The sequence below is a fragment of the Streptomyces sp. NBC_00690 genome (assembly GCF_036226685.1).
Classification (GTDB): domain Bacteria; phylum Actinomycetota; class Actinomycetes; order Streptomycetales; family Streptomycetaceae; genus Streptomyces.
The window spans coordinates 1,059,957-1,078,448 of sequence record NZ_CP109009.1 but is presented as its reverse complement, the minus strand read 5'-3'; the positions used below and the strand labels follow the sequence as shown (position 1 = coordinate 1,078,448).

At 68.8% G+C, this 18,492-nt stretch carries 16 protein-coding genes and 1 pseudogene; 2 read left to right on the top strand and 15 right to left on the bottom strand.

Translation table 11 applies throughout. The features are described from left to right. Window positions 1-2: 2 nt before the first annotated feature. The 14 genes and pseudogenes from OID54_RS04700 to OID54_RS04635 all read right to left on the bottom strand — a co-directional run bounded on the left by OID54_RS04700 (window position 3) and on the right by OID54_RS04635 (window position 16,280). Window positions 3-794 carry an ABC transporter ATP-binding protein gene (locus OID54_RS04700; RefSeq protein ID WP_329014339.1) on the bottom strand — a complete coding sequence of 264 codons (792 nt, stop codon included), beginning with the start codon at window positions 792-794 and terminating at the stop codon, window positions 3-5. 117 nt (window positions 795-911) lie between these two features. Then, a complete protein-coding gene (locus OID54_RS04695; protein WP_329014337.1) occupies window positions 912-1,994 on the bottom strand; it encodes a Gfo/Idh/MocA family protein in 1,083 nt (360 codons plus the stop codon). 13 nt (window positions 1,995-2,007) lie between these two features. Then, a complete protein-coding gene (locus tag OID54_RS04690) occupies window positions 2,008-2,772 on the bottom strand; it encodes an N-acyl homoserine lactonase family protein (RefSeq protein ID WP_329014335.1) in 765 nt (254 codons plus the stop codon). A gap of 7 nt (window positions 2,773-2,779) precedes the next feature. Continuing rightward, on the bottom strand, window positions 2,780-4,102 hold the full coding sequence (locus OID54_RS04685; RefSeq protein ID WP_329014332.1) for an acetyl-CoA hydrolase/transferase family protein: 1,323 nt from the start codon (window positions 4,100-4,102) through the stop codon (window positions 2,780-2,782). Then, the gene (locus OID54_RS04680; protein WP_329014328.1) at window positions 4,099-5,247 is read right to left on the bottom strand and encodes a 2-hydroxyacid dehydrogenase; all 1,149 of its coding nucleotides are present in this window, start codon (window positions 5,245-5,247) and stop codon (window positions 4,099-4,101) included. Before OID54_RS04680 ends, OID54_RS04685 begins: the two co-directional genes overlap by 4 nt. Beyond that, a complete protein-coding gene (locus OID54_RS04675) occupies window positions 5,244-6,083 on the bottom strand; it encodes an enoyl-CoA hydratase-related protein (protein ID WP_329014325.1) in 840 nt (279 codons plus the stop codon). The genes OID54_RS04680 and OID54_RS04675 overlap by 4 nt, the downstream gene beginning before the upstream one ends. A 40-nt stretch (window positions 6,084-6,123) precedes the next feature. Then, window positions 6,124-7,644 carry a class I adenylate-forming enzyme family protein gene (locus OID54_RS04670; protein WP_329014322.1) on the bottom strand — a complete coding sequence of 507 codons (1,521 nt, stop codon included), beginning with the start codon at window positions 7,642-7,644 and terminating at the stop codon, window positions 6,124-6,126. Between the two features lie 13 nt (window positions 7,645-7,657). Beyond that, a complete protein-coding gene (locus OID54_RS04665; RefSeq protein WP_329014319.1) occupies window positions 7,658-9,133 on the bottom strand; it encodes an aldehyde dehydrogenase family protein in 1,476 nt (491 codons plus the stop codon). A gap of 43 nt (window positions 9,134-9,176) precedes the next feature. Next, window positions 9,177-9,992, bottom strand: a complete 816-nt coding sequence (locus tag OID54_RS04660) for an SDR family NAD(P)-dependent oxidoreductase (protein ID WP_329014316.1) — start codon at window positions 9,990-9,992, stop codon at window positions 9,177-9,179. Further along, window positions 9,989-10,480 carry a Zn-ribbon domain-containing OB-fold protein gene (locus tag OID54_RS04655; RefSeq protein ID WP_329014313.1) on the bottom strand — a complete coding sequence of 164 codons (492 nt, stop codon included), beginning with the start codon at window positions 10,478-10,480 and terminating at the stop codon, window positions 9,989-9,991. Before OID54_RS04655 ends, OID54_RS04660 begins: the two co-directional genes overlap by 4 nt. Continuing rightward, on the bottom strand, window positions 10,477-11,670 hold the full coding sequence (locus OID54_RS04650; RefSeq protein ID WP_329014310.1) for a thiolase family protein: 1,194 nt from the start codon (window positions 11,668-11,670) through the stop codon (window positions 10,477-10,479). Before OID54_RS04650 ends, OID54_RS04655 begins: the two co-directional genes overlap by 4 nt. 2 nt (window positions 11,671-11,672) lie before the next feature. After that, on the bottom strand, window positions 11,673-13,934 hold the full coding sequence (locus tag OID54_RS04645; RefSeq protein ID WP_329014307.1) for a CoA transferase: 2,262 nt from the start codon (window positions 13,932-13,934) through the stop codon (window positions 11,673-11,675). A gap of 673 nt (window positions 13,935-14,607) precedes the next feature. Continuing rightward, a pseudogene (locus OID54_RS04640) lies at window positions 14,608-15,276 on the bottom strand (class I SAM-dependent methyltransferase). 185 nt (window positions 15,277-15,461) lie between these two features. Then, a complete protein-coding gene (locus OID54_RS04635) occupies window positions 15,462-16,280 on the bottom strand; it encodes a class I SAM-dependent methyltransferase (protein ID WP_329014304.1) in 819 nt (272 codons plus the stop codon). 190 nt (window positions 16,281-16,470) lie between these two features. Between OID54_RS04635 and OID54_RS04630 the strand changes: the two genes are divergently transcribed. Together OID54_RS04630 and OID54_RS04625 are read left to right on the top strand one after the other, a co-directional pair. After that, window positions 16,471-17,025 (top strand): OsmC family protein, encoded by a 555-nt coding sequence (locus tag OID54_RS04630; protein ID WP_329014301.1) that lies wholly within the window; start codon window positions 16,471-16,473, stop codon window positions 17,023-17,025. A 235-nt stretch (window positions 17,026-17,260) separates the two neighbouring features. Further along, on the top strand, window positions 17,261-17,668 hold the full coding sequence (locus tag OID54_RS04625; RefSeq protein ID WP_329014298.1) for a hypothetical protein: 408 nt from the start codon (window positions 17,261-17,263) through the stop codon (window positions 17,666-17,668). Between the two features lie 107 nt (window positions 17,669-17,775). Here OID54_RS04625 and OID54_RS04620 read toward each other — a convergent pair whose 3' ends face one another. Then, window positions 17,776-18,477, bottom strand: coding sequence for a helix-turn-helix domain-containing protein (locus OID54_RS04620; protein WP_329014295.1), 702 nt, complete (start codon window positions 18,475-18,477; stop codon window positions 17,776-17,778). Window positions 18,478-18,492: the final 15 nt, after the last annotated feature.

Genomic DNA, 18,492 nt, shown 5'->3' with positions numbered 1-18,492 from the left:
GCCTATGCCTCGCTTCCCTGATGGATGTCCTCGCGGAGCGCCGCCCACAGACGGTCGAAGTACTCCCCGAAGCCGGGTTCGAATCGAATGCTGAAGGGGTCGCGCGGTCGGGGCAGGTCGATGCGTTCGACGGCTTTGATCCGGCCGGGTCGGGCGGACATCACGATCACCCGGTCGGCGAGCGATATCGCCTCGGTGAGGTCGTGGGTGACGAACACGAGCGTCTTGCCGGTGCCTTCCCAGGTACGCAGCAACTCCGCTTGCAGCACCAACTTGAGCTGGGCGTCGAGTGCTCCGAACGGCTCGTCCATGAGGAGGACGTCGGGCTCGTAGACCAGGGAGCGGGCCAGTTGGGCCCGCTTGCGCATGCCGCCGGAGAGTTCGCTGGGGTAGTGCTTCTCGAATCCGGTCAGTCCGACCAGCTCGATCTGGCGAGCGATGCGTTCCTGCCGCTCCTGCTTGGTGAGGCGGGCTCGTCCACCGAGGCTGAGGGGGAGGGCGATGTTGTCCTCGACCGTGCGCCAGGGGAGCAGATTGTCCTTCTGGGTGATGTAGGCGACCTCGGTGTTGACTCCCGTGAGGGGGTTGCCGCGGTACAGCAGCCGTCCGGTGCCGGGTTTCATCAGTCCTGCGGCGAGGTTGAGGAGGGTGGATTTGCCGCAGCCGCTGGGGCCGACGATGGCGAGCAGCTCCCCGTCGCCCACTTCCGCGGTGACCTGGGACAGCGCGTGTACCTGCTGGCTGCCCTTGAAGAAGACCTTGGATACGTCGTGGAATTCCAGGATCGGGTTCATATGCACCGTCCGTATAGTTTTGCGAAGCGGATCAGGGTGGAATCAATAACTCCTTGAGCGCATTGCGCCTACCGCGTGCGTAAAAGTGCCTCAGTATCAGTACTAACGCAGGGGGTGTCAACGCTTCCCCGCAGCCGCCCGCTCGATCTCGTCGAGCAGTTCATGCAGGTCGACAGCGGCCCCGAAGTCCGGGAGCAGGGGGTCACGCCGTCCGTCGCGTACCGCTGCGCCCAGTGCCGCGTACGCGGAGGCGACGTTGTGGCCGGGGTGCGAGGCGGGCAGCGGTGACGGATGCGCCAGTGCGGCGTGCGGTGCGATCTCCGCACTCGGAGACCCACCGAGCGGGGTCACGGTGAGGGACAGTCCGCCGAACTGCGGCTGACTCGTCCCCGTGAGGGCCAACGAGCCCTCCGTGCCCAGGATCTCCACGGCGAAGGTCTCGCGCGGTCCGGTCTGCGAGACATGGGCCACGGTGATGACACCCGCATGGTCGAGGACCGTGACGAGGGTGTCCGGCGCGTCCCGGGGCAGCCGTTCCCCCGTGTCCACGAGGAACTCAGGCACCGCCGACCAGAGCCGCGCACTGTCCACCCGAGGCCGTCCGAGGACCACCCCGAGCATGTCGAGTGCGTGCCCGGCAGGGATGGTGAGCACGTTGGCGCCTACCGACTGGTGACGCAGATGCGCCCGGTGCGCGGGCCGCGGCAGCAGACCGTGCGGCAGGTACAGTCGCAGATTCGCCGACAGCGGTCTGCCGATGCGCCCGGACGCCAGCAGCGCGGCGGCCGTCCTCAGCTGTGGTGAGTAGCGCCCCTGGAGGCCGGTGACATGGACTTGCTCCGGGTGGGCGGCCGAGAGCTCCGCCAGTTCACGGGCCTGGTCCGAACCGGTGGCGAGCGGCCACTCGCAGTAGATGTGCTTGCCCGCGGCGATGGCGGCCCTGACGATCTCCGCGTGCCGGGGCACCCGGACGGTGACGACCACGATGTCCACCGCATCGTCGACCAGGACATGATCGAGTTCGTGTGTCGCCGGTACGCCCCACCGTTCGGCGGCGGCCGATGCGGACTCGGGCGAGGACGTCACCAACCGCTCCAGTCGCAGGTCGTCCAGTGCGGCGATCGCGGGGAGGTGTGCGGCGCTGCTCCAGTGGTCGGCGCCGGCGCCGACCACCGCGACGCCCAGGGTGTCAGTTTTCACGAGGGTCTCCGATTTAGGTGTAGTGGTGTGGGGAACGGCGCAGTGTCGACTGCTGTGCGTGGTCGTGCTGCACCCAGAGGACGGCGTCCTCTTCGTCGAGCACCTCGGCGGCGCGATCCATGCTGCGCAGGGATTCGTCGACATCCGCGTTGAAGGTGGGGACCACGCGCCGCGTCCAGTTCTCCAGACTGTGCGCGAGGTCGCCCGAGATGAGCACGGGCCCGGTGTCCGGCAGCCGCACCAGCAGTGACTGGCTGCCGACGGTGTGTCCGGGCAGGCGCAGGATCACGACCGATCCGTCGCCGAACACATCGTGGTCGCCGTCCAGAGGGGTCACGGCCCGTTCCCGCAGCGAGGCGTAGGTGCCGGGATCGAAGCCGTGGTCACCGGGCGAGGCACCGAAAGCGGCTGTGTACTCGTCGCGTTGGACCAGCAGGGTCGCGCGGGAGAACAGTGTCGCGTTGCCGACGTGGTCGGGGTGGAAGTGCGACAGCGCCAGGAAATCGACGGTGTCGGCCGGGCACCCGGCCTCGGCGAGTTGGCGTTCCAACGAACCGTTCACATGAAACACCGCGATGTCCCCGACTCGGTGCCCGTCCGGTTCCTCGGCCAAGGCGTCGGGCAGCCCCGCGTCCCACACCAGGGTGCCGCGCGTCGGATGGACGACGAGGTAGCAGGAGTCGGCGAGGGTGCGCCGAACCCCCTGCCCCGCGTCCGGCTGGAACAGAGCCCAGTCCAGGATCTCGATGGTGCCTCCGTCGAGGACGTGCAGTCTCATCCCTCACTCATCCCTTCCGTACGCCGGCGACCTGGTCGTACGCCAGTCGGTTCAACGACTCTCGATCGTCGGGGTGTGCGATCCGGATCATGCGCCGCACCCGTTCGCTGATGGACATTCCGCGTAGTTCAGCGACGCCGTACTCGGTCACGATCGCGTCTGCGTCCGCGCGACCGGTGGTCACGATTCCGGAGGAGAGCCGTGGAACGATTCTGGTCTTTCCGGACCTGGTGCGGGAGGGGAGGGCGATGATCGAACGGCCCCCGGGGGAGGCGAGGGCGCCTCGTACGAAGTCCACCTGACCGCCGATCGTGCCCACGTAGGTCGAGCCGGCGACCTCGGCGGATACCTGCCCGCTGAGATCCACTTCGAGCGCGGAGTTGATCGCGGTGAAACGGGGCAGCCGGCGCAGGACATCCGGTGCATGGGTGTGATCGACCGGGTCCACCCGCAGTCCTTCGTTGCGGTGTGCGAAGTCGAAGAGTCGCCGGGTGCCCAGCAGGCCACCGGTCACGCTCACCCCGCGGTCCACGGGTTTGGCGGTGTTGGTGACGGCCCCGGATTCGATGAGATCCACCACCGCATCGCCGATCACCCCGCTGTGCAGCCCCAGGTCCCGGTGGCCGGTGAGCAGACCGGCAACAGCTGCCGGCACCGCGCCGATCCCCAGTTGCAGGGTGGCGCCGTCGGGGACGAGGCCCGCCACCTGGGCGGCGATCGCCGAATCCACTGCGGAAGGGGGGCGACCGGGAATCTCCACCAGAGGGCGGGAGGTGCGCACCGCGAGGTCGATGAGTCCCGCGTCGAAGGTGTGCCGGGAGAAGGTCCACGGTGCCTGTTCATTGACCTCGGCGATCACCGTACGCGCCGCGGAGACCGCCGCCGCCGCGCAGCCACCGGCCGCCGAGAGGCTCAGCTCACCCCCCGGACCCTCGCTGACCTGGGCGAGTACGACATCGATCCGGAGCGTACGCGAGGTGATGAGCCGAGACAGCTCCGACAGATGGATGGGCAGCACCTCCATCACCCCGGCACGGCACAGCGCCCGCTGGCAACCCACCGCACCCAGACCGGTGAAGGAGATCGCATCGGCGTGTTCGGGGCGGACCACATCCGTGAACCCCGCCCCGCCGAACACGACGTCGAACCCACCGATCGCATGGCGCTGGGCGAGCAGCCTTTCGATGAGCGGCAGCGGCTCACCGGCGCCCTGCGTCCAGAGCACGGTGTCTCCGGGCCGCACGATCCTGGTGAAGTCGATGTCGTCGAGCGCGGTGATGCGTGCGGGCTCCAACCGGGCGGTGCTACGGGTACGGTCCGACGACGTCATGATGTGCCCACCACCCGGCCGTGCACGGGCACACCACCCGCGAGTACCGCGCGTACGTTCTCGAAGATCTGCGCCACCTCGTCGAGCACTCCCAGCCGGGATCCGCCGGCTATGTGAGGGGTCAGCACGACACTGTCGAGCGCGCACAGCGGGTCGGTGCGCGGACGGGGCTCCACCCGGTGGACATCCAGGCCCGCCCCGCCGAGCCGTCCTTCGACCAGTGCCTCGTAGAGGGCGTGTTCATCGACGAGCCGACCGCGACCGGTGTTGACGAGCAGCGAGCCCGGACGCATCGCAGCGAACTCGGCCGGTCCCAGCAGCGGCGCCCCGCGACCGGCCCCGGGCACATGGAGGGAGACGACATGGGATTCGGCGAGGAGATCGGGCAGCGAGCGGTAGTCGACGCCGAGCTCCCGTTCCTGGGCCGGGGAGCGTCGGGTGCGCCCCGTGTAGAGCAGTCGCATCCCGAAGGCGCGGGCCCGTTCGGCGACGAGCGAACCGACCTCGCCCAGACCGACGATGCCCAGGGTGCGGCCCTCCAATCCCCCGAGCCCGGTCAGTCCGGCCCAGTTGTAGGTGACGTCCCGGCCCGGACACCCGCTGCCCGCCCGTACGGAGCGATCTGCGGCCGGGAGCCGTTTGACCAGGGCGAGCATCAGCAGCAGGGCGTGCTCGGCCGTGCGCACCAGGCTCGGCCTGGGCAGACACGACACCTCGATTCCGCGCTCGCGGGCTGCTTCGAGATCGATCGCGGTGGGGCGTGCGCCCAACCGTTGCACCAACCGCAGCCGGGGAGCCGCTTCGATGACGCCGCGGTCCGCTGTTCCGCGGCGCAGTACGAGGACGGTGGCCTCGTCGGGACGGGAGGTGAGGGCGACACCACCGTGCGGGCTGAGCTCCGAGCGCAACGTCCGTACGGCGGCCAGATCGGGGAGGTCCGGTGCGAAGAAGTCGGCCACCGCCTGCCAGTCGGGCGCGGTACGCGCGGTGAGCAGCCTTTGGACCAGGGTCAGGACGTGGTCGTCGTCGAGGAACGCGATGCGTACGGGATCCGCCGTGTTGTGTTGGGCCGACCTCCGCCGTGGGCCGGGCCGGGCCGGGGCCGCGGCGGGATCCCCTCGGCGGGGTGGTGTGAGGGCAGTCATCCCATTGCCCCGCGGAAGTCGGGGGTGCGCTTGGCGCGCAACGCCTCGCCACCCTCCTTGGACTCGTCCGTAGCGAAGTACAGGGCGAGGGCCTGGAAACCGAGGTGACCGATGCCCCTGATGCTCTCGCTGTCGGCGTTGAAGGAGCGTTTGGCGATGGCGAGGGCCGTGGGGCTGAGCGCATTGATCTCGCGGCACCACCGGTCGACTTCGTCGTCGAGTTCAGCATCGGGCACGACCTGGTTGATGAGCCCCATCCGCAGCGCCTCGGCCGCCGGATACTTGCGGCAGGTGAACCACATCTCGCGGGCCTTCTTCTCCCCGATGGTCCTGGCCAACAATGCGGTTCCGAAGCCCGGGTCGACCGAGCCCATCTTCGGCCCAGCCTGCCCGAACACGGCGTTCTCGGCGGCTATCGCCAGGTCGCACAGGGTGACGAGCACATTGCCGCTGCCGATCGCATAGCCGCGCACCTTGGCGATGACGGGCTTGGGCACGTCCCTGATCGCGCTCTGCACCTCCTCCACCGGGACCCCGAGGATGCCTCGCCCCCGTCCCACCCGGTCGGACTTCTTCTCCGTGGAGTCCCCGCCGACGGCGAAGGCACGGTCCCCCGCGCCGGTGAGCACGATGACGCCGATGTCGCGGTTCCAACCTGCGCGTTGGAGGGCGTCCGCCACCTCGGTATAGGTGTGTCCGCGGAAGGCGTTCAGCTTCGCCGGGCGGTTGAAGGTGATCGTTGCGACATGGTCCTTCTCCTCGTAGAGGATGTCCTCGTAGCCGGGGTCACCAGGGTCGTTGGGAGTGTTGGGGTCATCGTGCGGGTTCTGGGGCATGGCCTTCTCCGGTGTCGGTGTGATGCGGGGTGGGAGGGGGTCACGGCGCTGTGGCGGTCGTGTGCAGCGCCTTCTTGTCGACCTTGCCGTAGGCGTTTTTGGGCAGTTCGGGGACCAGGTGATAGCGGCGGGGGCGCTTGAACCGGGCGATCAGGCCGCGGCAGTGCGCGTCCAGGGCTGTCGTGTCGGTGTGTTCAGGATCGGTCGGTACGACGAACGCGACGACGAGTTCGCCCCACTCGGGGTCCGCGACGCCGACGACGGCGGCCTCGGCGACGCCGGGATGGCTGACCAGCGCTTCCTCGACCTCGCGAGGGTGGATGTTGGTGCCACCGGAGACGATCAGTTCCTTGGACCGGCCGGCCAGGGTGAGATAGCCGTCCTCGTCGAAGACTCCGAGGTCGCCGGTGCGCAGCCAGCCGTCGCGCAGCGCCGCCGCCGTGGCCTCGGGATCGCGCCAGTAGCCGGCCATGACCGTGGCGCCCATGACCTCGATCTCACCGATGCGGCCGGGTGGCAGCGGTCTGCCCTCGCGGTCGCAGACCCGTACGCGGACGGCGCTGTGCGCGGTGCCCACACCGGCCAGCCGCGCTGTGTGTCGGGGGTGTTCGGTGTTTCGGTGGTCGGCCCTGGACAGGGTCGTGATGGTCATGGGCGATTCGCCCTGGCCGTAGATCTGGACGAAGCGCTGCCCGAGGACCGAGACCGCGTCCTGGATGTCGGCCAGGTACATGGGCCCACCGCCGTAGATCACGGTCTTGATCCCGTTGCCGTCCGTGCCCCGCTGGCGGGCGGCTTTGACCAGCCGTCGCACCATGGTGGGCGCGGCGAAGAGGGACATCTGGCCCACCCGCTCGGCCAGTGTGAGCACCTCGTCCGCGTCGAACCGTCCGGTGGACGGGAAGACATGACGTGAGCCCGCACGGACGTGGACCAGCCCGGACAGGCCGGCGCCGTGGGACAGCGGGGCCGCGTACAGCACTGCCTCGCCCGGCCCGATTGGATCGACATCCGCGATCTGACACAGGGCCATGGCCAACAGATTGCCGTGGGTGAGCATGACGCCCTTGGGGCGACCGGTGGTGCCCGAGGTGTAGAACAGCCAGGCGAGATCTCCGGGACTCCGCTCGGCCGGTTCGCGCGCTCCTCGTACCTCGCGCCAGGGGGCATCGTCCACCGGGACGTGGGTCGCGCGGTTCATCGCCTCGGACGTGTCCGTTCCACCACCCGTGGCCTTGGCGTCGATGAAGACGACGGTGGCGCCCGCGTCCTCGATGACGGCCGCTCTCTCCCCGGGCGTGAGTTTGCGGTTCACGGGTACGGCTACCGCGCCGCACCACCAGATGCCGTACAGGCACTCCAGGTACCGGGCCGAGTTGGTGAGGTGGAGCGCTACCCGGTCACCGGGAGTGACACCGTGCTCGGCGGCCAGCCAGGCCCCCACCGATGCCGAGGAGGCCGCGAAGGCCGCGTAGTCGGAATCCACGTGTTCGCCGGTGAGCAGGGCCGGAGCTCCGGGGCTGCGCAGGGCAGTGGTGGCGAGCCAGTGTGCGATGTTCATCTGCGTACCCTCCTCACCGCAGCAGGATCTGGACGGTCTTGAGCTCCTGGAACTCCTCCAGACCGATGTGTCCGAACTCGCGGCCGGTGCCGCTGTCCTTGTAGCCCCCGTGCGGCATGTCGTCGATGCCCGCCGTGTTGTAGCTGTTCACGAAGACCTTGCCGGTGCGGATGCCCTTCGCCACCCGGATCGCCGTGTCCAAGGAGCGCGTCCAGACGCCTCCGGCGAGTCCGTAGGCGCTGTCGTTGGCGAGCGCGACGGCTTCTTCCTCGGTCTCGAACGGGATCACCGCGAGGACCGGTCCGAAGACCTCCTCCTGCGCGAGGCGCGAGGAGTTGTCCACCTGGTCGAACACGGTCGGTTCCACGAAGTGCCCCTGCTTGAGGGCCGGGTCGTTGGGAATCCCGCCACCGGTGACGAGATGGGCCTCGGAGCGTCCGAGATCGATGTAGCCGAGTACGCGCTCACGCTGCTGTTCACTCACCAGCGGACCCATGGTGGTCGCGGGGTCCCGCGGATCGCCGAGCACCTGGGCGCGGGCGTGTTGGGTGAGCGCCGCGAGGAACTCGTCGTGGATGTCGCGGTGGAGCAACAGCCTGCTGCCGGCGGAGCACTGCTGGCCGCTGTTGAACGTGAAGGCGGTGAGCGCGGTCAGTGCCGCATCCTCGAAGGGCGCGTCGGGGAACACGATGTTCGCCGACTTGCCCCCGAGTTCGAGGGCGACCCGCTTGGTGTTGACGGCCGCTGACCGCATCACGTCCCGACCGCTGGCGGTCGAACCGGTGAACGCGATCTTGTCGATCTTCGGCGATGCGGAGAAGTGCCGGCCCACGACCGCACCGCGCTCCCGCTGTGAGGTGACGACGTTGAAGACCCCGTCGGGCAGTCCCGCCTCGGTGAGGAAGCGGGCGAGGAGCAGTGCGGGCCCGGGGCAGAGGTGCGAGGGCTTGGCGACGACGGTGCACCCCGCGGCCAGTGCCGGAGCCAGCTTGCACACCACACCGAGCAGCGGGAAGTTCCAGGCCGTGATGAGTGCGGCGACACCGACCGGTTCGCGCAGGACGAGTCCGAGCGCATCCGGGTTGCGGTCGCTGACCGCCGAACCCTCGGCTGACAGGGCGAGCCCGGCATAGTAGTCCAGACACCGTGCGGCGGCGGCCACTTCACCGAGCGCCAGGGTGACCGGCTTACCGGACTCCAGGACCATGCGCTCGGCCACCGCGGCGGAGTGTTCGGTCAGCAGCCTGGCTGTTGCGCTCAGTACCTGGAAGCGGACGCGGGCGGGAGCGGTGGGCCAGGGTCCTTCGTCGAAGGCGTCGCGGGCGAGGCCCACGGCTCGGGCCGCATCCGCTTCGTCACCGTCCGCGAAGACACCGGCGAGGGTGCCGTCGAAGGGGCTGAACCGTTCGAAAACGGCGCCGGACGCGGCGGGGCGGTCGGCGCCGCCGAGCCAGAGTTCGTGGTGAGGGGGTTGGGGCAGGGACGTCATGGGAGATCCTCCGGGATCGAGTGTTCGGGGTGCGCAGGCCGGGTCAGGTGTGGGTGAGGCCGCCGTCGCAGGCGATGGTCTGCCCGGTGATGAAGGCGGCTGCTGGGGTGCTCAGGAACAGCACCAGGCCGACGAGGTCCATCGGCACTTCCTCGCGCTGGATGCACTGGGCGGCGATGAGCCGTGCTTTGCCCTCCTCGGTGACCGTCTCGCGCGGTACCTCGGTGAACGTCCCACCGGGCTGTACCGCGTTGACCGTGATGCCGTGGCTGCCCAACTCCCTGGCGAGGGAGTTGGTCATACCGACGAGGGCGGCCTTCGACGTCACGTAGTGGAGGTAGTTCTTGACTCCCAGGGGCACTGCGCCCGAGACGATGTTCACGATCCGTCCCCAGCCCGCCTGCCGCATATGCGGGGCGACGGCGCGGGCACAGAGGAAGGCGCCGGTCACATTGACACCGAGCACCGCGTCCCACTCGTCGAGGGGAATCTCATCGAACGGGCGCATCGCGAGACTGGAGAAGATGGCCGCATTGTTGATCAGCACATCGACACGTCCGTACTCCCGGACGACCGACTCGACGAGCGCCTCCACGGATTCGGGATCGGAGACATCCGTCTCCACCGCGAGGGCTGTGCCACCTGCACGGGCTATCTCCGCGGCGACCTTGCGGGCGGAGTCCCCGTTGATCTCCGCGATCACCGTGATGGCCCCTGCCGCGGCGAACTCCCGTGCGTACTCGCGGCCTATGCCCTGGCCGCCGCCGGTGATGACGACGACCCGGTCGCGTACGGCGAAGTCACGTCCGCGCGAGACGCTGTCATAGGTGGTGGACTCCGGTGCGCTGACTGCGTTCATGCCTGCTCCTCGTGGTGTGAATGGGTGGGCGACGGGGTCCACTGGCACAGGCGCCATGTTCCGTCGGGGGATTGGTCGGGGGCCTTCGCGACCGCCGTGGCCGGAAGGCCGGTGTCGGTGGGTGTGACGGGTTCGAAGACGGCCCGCAGGGGCATGTCGTGGATCAGCCCGGTCGCGTCGATGCCGACCAGGTTGCCGATGAGGATCGGACCCTCCGTCGTACGGACCGCGCCCACGAGATAGGGGGCCGGAATCCAGGGGAAGTACTGCCGGTGGAACACCGTCCAGGCCAGCAGTGTGCCGGTGCCGGACAGACGTTCCCAGGACGCCTCCTCCGCCAGGCAATCGGGACAGACCGGTCCCGGTGGATAGCGGAAGCGTCCGCATCCGCCGCACCGCTGCAACCGCAACTCGCCCGCTGCCGCGTACTTCCAGTACGGAGCGTCGTAGCGGCCCGAAGGGGGTGCCGGCCTCGGTGTCTGGTTCATGCGTCAACCCCTCGATGGGCCCGATAGATCAGCGAGGTCACCTTGCCCGCGACATCGGAGATGTACTGGGCGGTCCTGGCCTGCGGGATCTGTCGCTCACCGGCCTCCCCGCGCAGTTGGCGTACGCATTCGACCTGGTGGCCCCAGCCCTGCATATAGCTGCCTGAGAGATGCCCGCCCGCGGTGTTCACCGGCAGTCGCCCGCCCGGCCCCAGACCGCCGTCGGCGAGCAGGCTCCCCGCGTCCCCCTCCGCACAGAAGCCGAAGCCCTCCAGGGCGAGTGGCACGTGCACACTGAAGCTGTCGTACACCTGGAGGACGTCCACATCGGACGGCCCCGCCCCCGCCATGGCATAGACCTGCTCGGCGGCCTTGCGCTGCGCCGGGCGGTAGAAGTCGACCAGTCGTGGCCGCAGGCTTGTTGCGTCCCGGTTGTGGTCGGCGCGCCCGATGCCGCTCAGCAGCACTGCGGGGCGGCCGAGCCGGCGTGCCCGTTCGGCAGTCGTCACGATCAGGGCCACACCGCCGTCGTTGATCAGGCAGTAGTCGAACAGCCGTAGCGGTTCGCAGATGTACCGGGCGGACAGATAGTCGTCGATGTTCAGTGGGCCGCGCATGACGGCGTTCGGATTGAGCTGTGCGAAGGCGCGTTGTGCGACGGCCACCTGGCCGAGTTCCCGCGCGGTGAGCCCGGTGACGGCCTGGTAGCGGTTGGCGAGCAGCGCATAGAGCGCTCCTTGCGAGGTCAGGCCCCAGGGCGCGTAGTAGGTGTACGCGAGGTGGCGCTCCCCACCCATAGCGTTGTGGCCACCGTACGCGGTGCCGGCAGTGCGTTGGTCGTTGCCGTAGACCAGGGCCACGCACTCCGCCACACCCGTGTGGATGGCGAGGGCGGCCTTGAGGACGGCTTGGACCGCGTCCGCCTGGTCGGCCCAGCGCACATCCATGCCGAGCACTTCGCCGAGCCGTTCGCTCGCGGTGGCCGGTCCGGCGATCAGTCCGTCGATGTCGTCGCGGGTCAGTCCGCAGTCGTCGAGCGCCCTGCGGAACGCGGTGGCGGCGTATCCGTACGCGTCGTGGGGGCGCTCCCCGCGTCGGGCCAGGGCGTAGTCACCGGGATAGTCGGTCTCGCCGATGCCCACGATGGCGATGTCGTCCCGCAGCGCGGTGAGTCGATCGAGGTCGGGCATGGTCAGTGCTCCCTTGCCACGAGTACGTCCGGTGCGGTGTCGCCCCGGGCGCCGAACTCGGCGGTGAGACCGGGATCGGGGAAACCGAGCCTGGGCATCACGCTGTGGACGTCGGTGGGTGTGGACTCCAACCGGAACGGCGGCCCGAGTACGGTCCAGCGGTCACCGTCGGACGTCGGGCGTTCAACGATCAGGCCGCGGGCAAAGGTCTGCTCCTGGGCGAGCACTTCGTCGACCGTGGCGACCGGAGTGCGTCGGCCGTTCTCGTCGAGGGCAGGGCCGGTCAAACCGGCCACGATTGCTGCCCGCGGGGCGGGCGTGCCGTTCCAGTTGCGGTGTGTCGCCCATGCGGAGCCGTCCTGCATGGCCAGGTCCAGGGTGGCGCCGGGCCCGCCGTGCATCTCGCGCTGTTCGACGGCTGCCAGCACACCGAGCAGCCCGAACAGCCCGCCGAGCTGGTCTGATACGGAGATCCCCGCCTTGGTGGGAACCCCATCCACGAGGGTCGTGCTCATCACACCGGACATGGCCTGCACCACGGTGTCCAGTGCGGGGCGGCCCGGGTACACGGTGTGGTGGCCGAAGCCGTTGATCGAGCAGTAGACGAGGTGCGGCAGGGTGGACTTCACTTGATTCGGCCCGAATCCGAGTCGTTCCAGCGAGCCCGGTTTGAGGTTCTCGATGAGGACGTCGGCGGAGGCGAGCAGATCCCACAACACCTTGCGGTCGGGCTCCTCGCGCAGATCGAGAACCAGCCCCCTCTTGTCCGTGTTGAGCAGGGCGAACACATATGACTGACCGTCCGGGCGCAACGGGGCGTTGTGACGGTTGGAGTCCCCACGGGGTGGTTCCACCTTGATGACGTCGGCACCGAGCGCACCCAACTGCTTGCCGGCGAGTGGACCGACCGTGTTCATTCCGATCTCGACCACCCGGATTCCTTCGAGCGGTCTCGTCGGCAGCGGGGTGTCAGGAGATGAGGGCTCGGGGGAGGCGGATTCGCCTCGGTGACCAGGTCCCGGTGCAGGAACCGGTGCAGGAACCGGTGCTCCCAGAAGAGGGCGTAGGTCGTTGCGTTCGTGGTTCACCATTCGGCTCAGGATGTGTTCGCGGTCGGCATCGCGCCCCGGGATGCGCTGAGGCGGGGCATCTGGCCCCCATCGCACCGGACAGCCGGGGAGCAACACCCTTCGGCCGGTACCGGGTTCGAGTGCGGTCCGTACCATCGAGCGGTGCCGAAGATTCGGCTCGTCCGCCAGTTCTGCCACGGGAACCACCGGGCCGCTCGGAACCACCGCCCTGGTGAGGGCGTCGACACACTCCTGGACCGGGCGTCCTGCGGTCCAGACACCGACTACCTCGTCGATGGCGTCGACGTTCTCCATTCGTCGGGTCGTGGTCGCGAACAGATCGTCGTCCACCAGTTCCGGACGGCCCATCACCGTGCACAACCGGGCCCACTGGTCGTCCGTCGGTGCGCAGATCACCACCCATCCGTCGTTCGCGGGGTAGGCGTTCCAGGGGGAGAGCGTGGGATGCCGATTGCCGTTGCGGGTGGCGACACGTCCGGTGAACGGCAGCGGAAGGAATGCAGCGAGGGCGTTCACCGCGACGTCGTACAGCGCGATGTCGATGTGCTGCCCGAATCCATTGAGGCGTCGGGCGCGCAGTGCCGCGATGGCGGCCGAAGCTGCGTAGACGGCTGCCTCCATCTCCAGGAGCGGAGCACCGAGGAGTACGGGCAGCCCGTCCCGCCGCCCCGTGGTTTCGGCGACCCCGGCGACGGCCTCGACCAGCGCCTCGGATCCGCCGACACCGGAGAGCGGGCCGCTGTGTCCGAACGCTGTGATGTCGCAGACGATCTGCCGTTCGGGGCGCTGGAAGGGTCTCCCGTTCAAACCGTCCGCAGATTCCGCTTCTCTGTGAAGACCGGTTGCTCGCTGACGATCTCGTTCGCCATCGCCATCGCCATCGCCATCGAGATCGCTGGAGAGCAGAACGATGTCGGCGGCGCGCATCAGCCCCGCATAGGTCTCGCTGCCCGCGGGCGTTCCGTGGTCTATGACGACGCTCCGCTTGCCGGCCGCCGTCACCGCTCTGTCCGTCCACTTGTGGTCCGTCCGGGGCCGTGTCGGTTCGACGAGCACGACCTCCGCTCCGAGCTGTGCAAGGAGCCCCCCGCATGCCGCAACGGCGGTACGGGCGCCGATTTCGACGACCAGGACATGCCTCAGGAGCCCGGTGTTCTCTAGAGCCTCAGCCATGTTCCACACCTCTATGTGCGCAGTGCGCACATTCCGTGCGCGTTGCGGTGAGATTACGGCAGGAAATAGGGGCTCGTCTAGAGAAAACACCCACGAATGCCAGATGTGCTGACGAGCCGCCCATGACGAGGCCGCCCGGGGGAACGGATGAACATGCGAAGGCGGACGCCGTTGTACCGACCGCCCGAACCGCGCCTAACCACGCGCGACAGTGATGGGTGCGGTTGCCGGCTGCCGACCGCGTGCCTCTGGATTGCTGAGACCTTTCGCCGGGCCTCGCGATCCCATGCCTGGCGCCGTCCGGTCGCAGCACTCACCGCGGGACAGCGGCCACCAGGGCCGTACGCCATGTCTCGGCGAGGCCCTGAGGACTCGTCGATCGAACCCCTGCGGTGCGGTGGTACGCGGTGTTCGGGCTCAGGCATACGGGTGCAGAGCATGGCGGCCGAAGGCGACTTGGTGGGCGCCTGGTTCACCGTGCACGTCGCCATTCGGGCGACTACGTCCTGGCACGGTGGGAAGCACCAGGCAGACGCGTCCAGGTCACGTCATCCCGTACGGGAGGAAGGCGCGCCGATCAGTTTCGCGAGCCTGGTCCGTTCGGCGGTCGTCGAGCAGACCAGGCCAGGTGAGGCGCCATCATCAGGCGTCCGACCTCAGAGGGGACGGCACCTTACGGCAGCACGGGTCCGACAGGTTTCTGGGCGAGGAAGGTGACCATGGACCTGTGGGACCCGCGGTCGGATGCCCCCACCAAGCGGGCGGTGACGATCAGCCCGGCCTGGTCGAGAAGCTCGGCGATCCGATCCGGTGGCAGCAGGTAGCACTCGAAGGACACCGGATGGCCGCCGTACGCCTCGGTGGGACGGAGGTGCTCACCGGCGCCCGCATGGCCGGCGAGCATGATCTGACCACCGGGTGCGAGCGTGCGATGGAACTCGCCGAACACGAGCGGCAGCAACGCCGGTGGAGTGTGGTGGGTGGAGTAGTAGGCGAGGATGCCGCCGAGTTAGTCGTCCTCGATCGCCAGTGCCGGCATGGAGCCGACGGCGAAGCGCAGGTCCGGGTAGGCCCGACGGGCCAGCGTGATCATCGTGGGCGAAAGGTCCATGCCGAACGCGGAAACCCCCTGCGCGGCCAGGTACGCCGTGACCTTGCCAGGCCCGCACCCCACATCGGCGACCGGCCCGAGGTCGGCCGTCCGTACGATCTCGGCGAAGGCGTTCAGCATGCCGCGGGACAGCGGATCGAGCTCCGCCGGTGATCTGACCTGTTCGACGTAGTCGAGCGCGACCGTGTCGTACGAATCCCGGACGGCGGCGAGGTAGGAGAGATCAGACACGCGGACGACTATAGGCCGTCCGCCCAGGACGGTTCAGGGATTCCCGACGGTGCTCGGTGGGAGTGCTCCGCATGCGATCCTCTTGCGCGGTGCGGAGGTGGGATCCGGGCAGCTCGCCACCAATGCCGCCGTTCTGTCGGCCCCAACGACGCTGATCGCAGCCGGTGTTGTCCACCGTGCCGCCGCTAGTGGGTTCGGGCGAGAAAGAGGTCGCTCAGGTGGTGCAGGTCGATTCCGCCGCCCCGGGAGTCCAGCAGGTGTGCCGTGTCGGCGAGAGCTTGTGCGCGACGGTCCGCGGGCAAGATGCGATAGGCGGAGACCGAGGCGAGGTGTGCCAGATAGCGATCGGTGTCGAAGCGCACCTCCTGACGGAAGCGGACCGACCGCGCATCAGTGAAACGGCCGTCCCGAAGGCACTCGGCCTCGGGCCAGTTGTCGTCGGTGCCCCCGCTGCCGGGCTCATCGCCATAGGAGGAGGCCAACCGACCGTGCGGTGAGTCGACGACACCGTGGCGGCGGTCGATCTCGGCGAGTTCGGTGTGCAACCCGGCCTCCACAACACCGAGCGGATTCCAGAACAGCGCCACCGCGCCACCCGGTTCCAGCGCCGAATGAACCAGGTCCCAACGTCGATCCGGTGCCATCCAGTGCCAGCACGTGGCTGCGAAGAGCAGCCCGAATCGCCGGGGACCCGGCTGCCACTCCTCGAAGCCACAGACCTCGATGTCCACCCTGGGGTATCCGGCGGTGTTGCGTCGTAGCACCTCGGCCATGCGCGGATCGGGCTCCACGCACATCAATGGGATGCCGTGCGAGGCGAAGGGGACCGTGGCCTTCCCGGTCCCGGCTCCCACCTCCACCGCTGCGCGGTCGCCCAGCCGGGCGTACGCCAGCACGTCCCGCACCAGGGCGTCCGAGTAGCCGGGACGGGCGGCGTCGTACAACTCCGCCACCTCACCGAACACCCTGCTTCGAACCGTGTCGGCGCGTCCGTCCGCACTCATGCAGGTCCCTCGCTCCCTGGTTGATAGACGAACACCCTATCGACCGGGCCGATCAGCAGACCATCGCCCGTGGGCCGGCGGTTTCCCACGCGCTCCGGGTACCGGAAGGCCGGCCCCTCGGCGTTTCCGCGCCGTCGACGGAAGCACCATGAGTCGAAAGCACCGACGGAAGCCTCGTACGCTTCCCGCCATGACCATCACACCTGCCCGCAGACCGGGTCTCGCCGAACATCTCAAGGACAAGGGCGCGGCCATGCGTGCAGCTGCCGACCGTCGTCCGCACGACACCGACTGGGACGAGGAGATCGGGGCCGTATGCGTCGCCGACGATGCGACCGGTGTACGCAAAGTCCGCATCGGAGACTGGTCGTTCATCGGGGACGGGGGTCCCGACATCGGAGGATTCGGCCTCGGGCCGTCCTCGCCGGAACTGCTCTGTGCGGTGATCAGCACCTGCCTGACGCACACGCTGTTGTGCATAGCGGCACTGGACGACATCCCGATCGACCGGGTCGAAGTCCACGTCCGGGCCCGCAACAACGACGCACGGTTCTTCGAGGTCCCCTCCGATGCACCGGACGTGCCCTATGACCTGAGGGCGACCGTCTCCCTGACGGGCCCGAGTTCCGCACAGCAGTACGCCACCCTCCGCGCTGCCGCCGACGAGCGCTGCCCGATGCTGAAGATGGTGCGATCCCAGCACACCATCGAACTGGACACCGACACTTCGGACAGCGCCGACTGAACCGAACCCCCGGATGATCAGGGGCGCTATCACCGGCGCACGCCGCCGGGCGGGCGGGAGACGCCGCTGTTGTCGCTCCCGTCCGCCCAACTCCGGCCGCGGGCCCCTGGCTTCTTCCGTGCGTGTGGCCAGCGGGATCTGGACGGCCGCCTTGACTGCGGGCGTCGTCCAAGCCAGCCTCGCTCCCGGGTGATGGCGCGATGCGCGCGGTCCGCATTCCGGCGAAGGAGGCACGATGGAGTGGTGGCACATGGTCGACGGCGCGAGGCCCGTGCCCGACCCCGTGGCCACTTCCTTCGTCTGGACAGCGGCGTACGCGGGCGCTTTCGGACTGGTGAGCGTGTTCGACCTGCTCGGCGTCCTGGACCACACCAGACTCGCGCTGGCCGCTCTCGCCGTGTTCGCCGCCTTGCTCGGGGTCCGTGGCCGATTCGCCGCTGCCCCGGGGACGGCACTCGTCTGTTGGGGAATTCTGAACGTCTTCGCGACCCACCCCATCGGTGAGATCTCCTGGGCCGGCCATCGCGATCCCGAGTGGATCGCATGTCTGTTGGCCGCCGCTCTCATCGGTACGGTGGTGGGCCGGATCCGGCACGCGCGGGCTGCCTACCGCCGCATCACCCCGTTCACGGACGTCGACTGAGGCTTCGGGCCAGGTGACTTGTCGGCCAATTTCTGATGGTGACCGCGGGCGAGTGTCCTCCAAGGCCGGATCCAACCGCTCCGACCGTGCGGTTGGATCCGTTGGCTTCAGGACGGGGGCGGACGCAGTGCATTCTCGATGGTGCGCCCGGTGAGACGGTGGGGGCGAACGGCCACCCAGAGATCACGGTGCCCACCCGCCCAGGCGAGGTCGCTCACCTGTGCGTCCAGGGCCTGGATGCGGTCCGTGTCGGTGATCTCCTGCCCCTTGCCGACCGCGAGCACGCTCCAGCCCGTGCGGAACGCATCGTCGATCCGGTCCACCTCGAAGGCGACCTCCGCTCCGACAGCCGCGGCGGGCACGCTCCCCGCCTTCGTCCGGTAGACGATGTCCTCCCCGCTCATCACATAGTTGACCGGGACGATCGCCGGTCCCTCGCGGGTGGTGACGGCGATGCGTCCCACTCCGGTGCGGCCAAGCAGGGAGTGACATTCGGTCTGGTTCAACTCCCGCAACCGGGCGTCTGCCCCCGCACGTCCGCCGCCCGGTGGCTGATCGGAAGTGGCGCCGGTGAGTTCGGGAACCGTCGTGCCCAGCGCGTCCGCGAGCCGCAGCAGCACACCCATACCCGGAGCCGCGGCGTTCTCCTCGATGTACTGAACGAAACCGGGTACGGACCCGGTCGCCTCGGCCAGTTCCTCACGGGACAGGCCCAGTTCACGCCGGCGGGCGGCCACCCTGCGCCCCAGATCCGGGACGGACCTGGGTGAACCGGTGGATACATCAGGCTGGGGCGCTCCCGAAGTCACGGCGTCCTCCTTCGC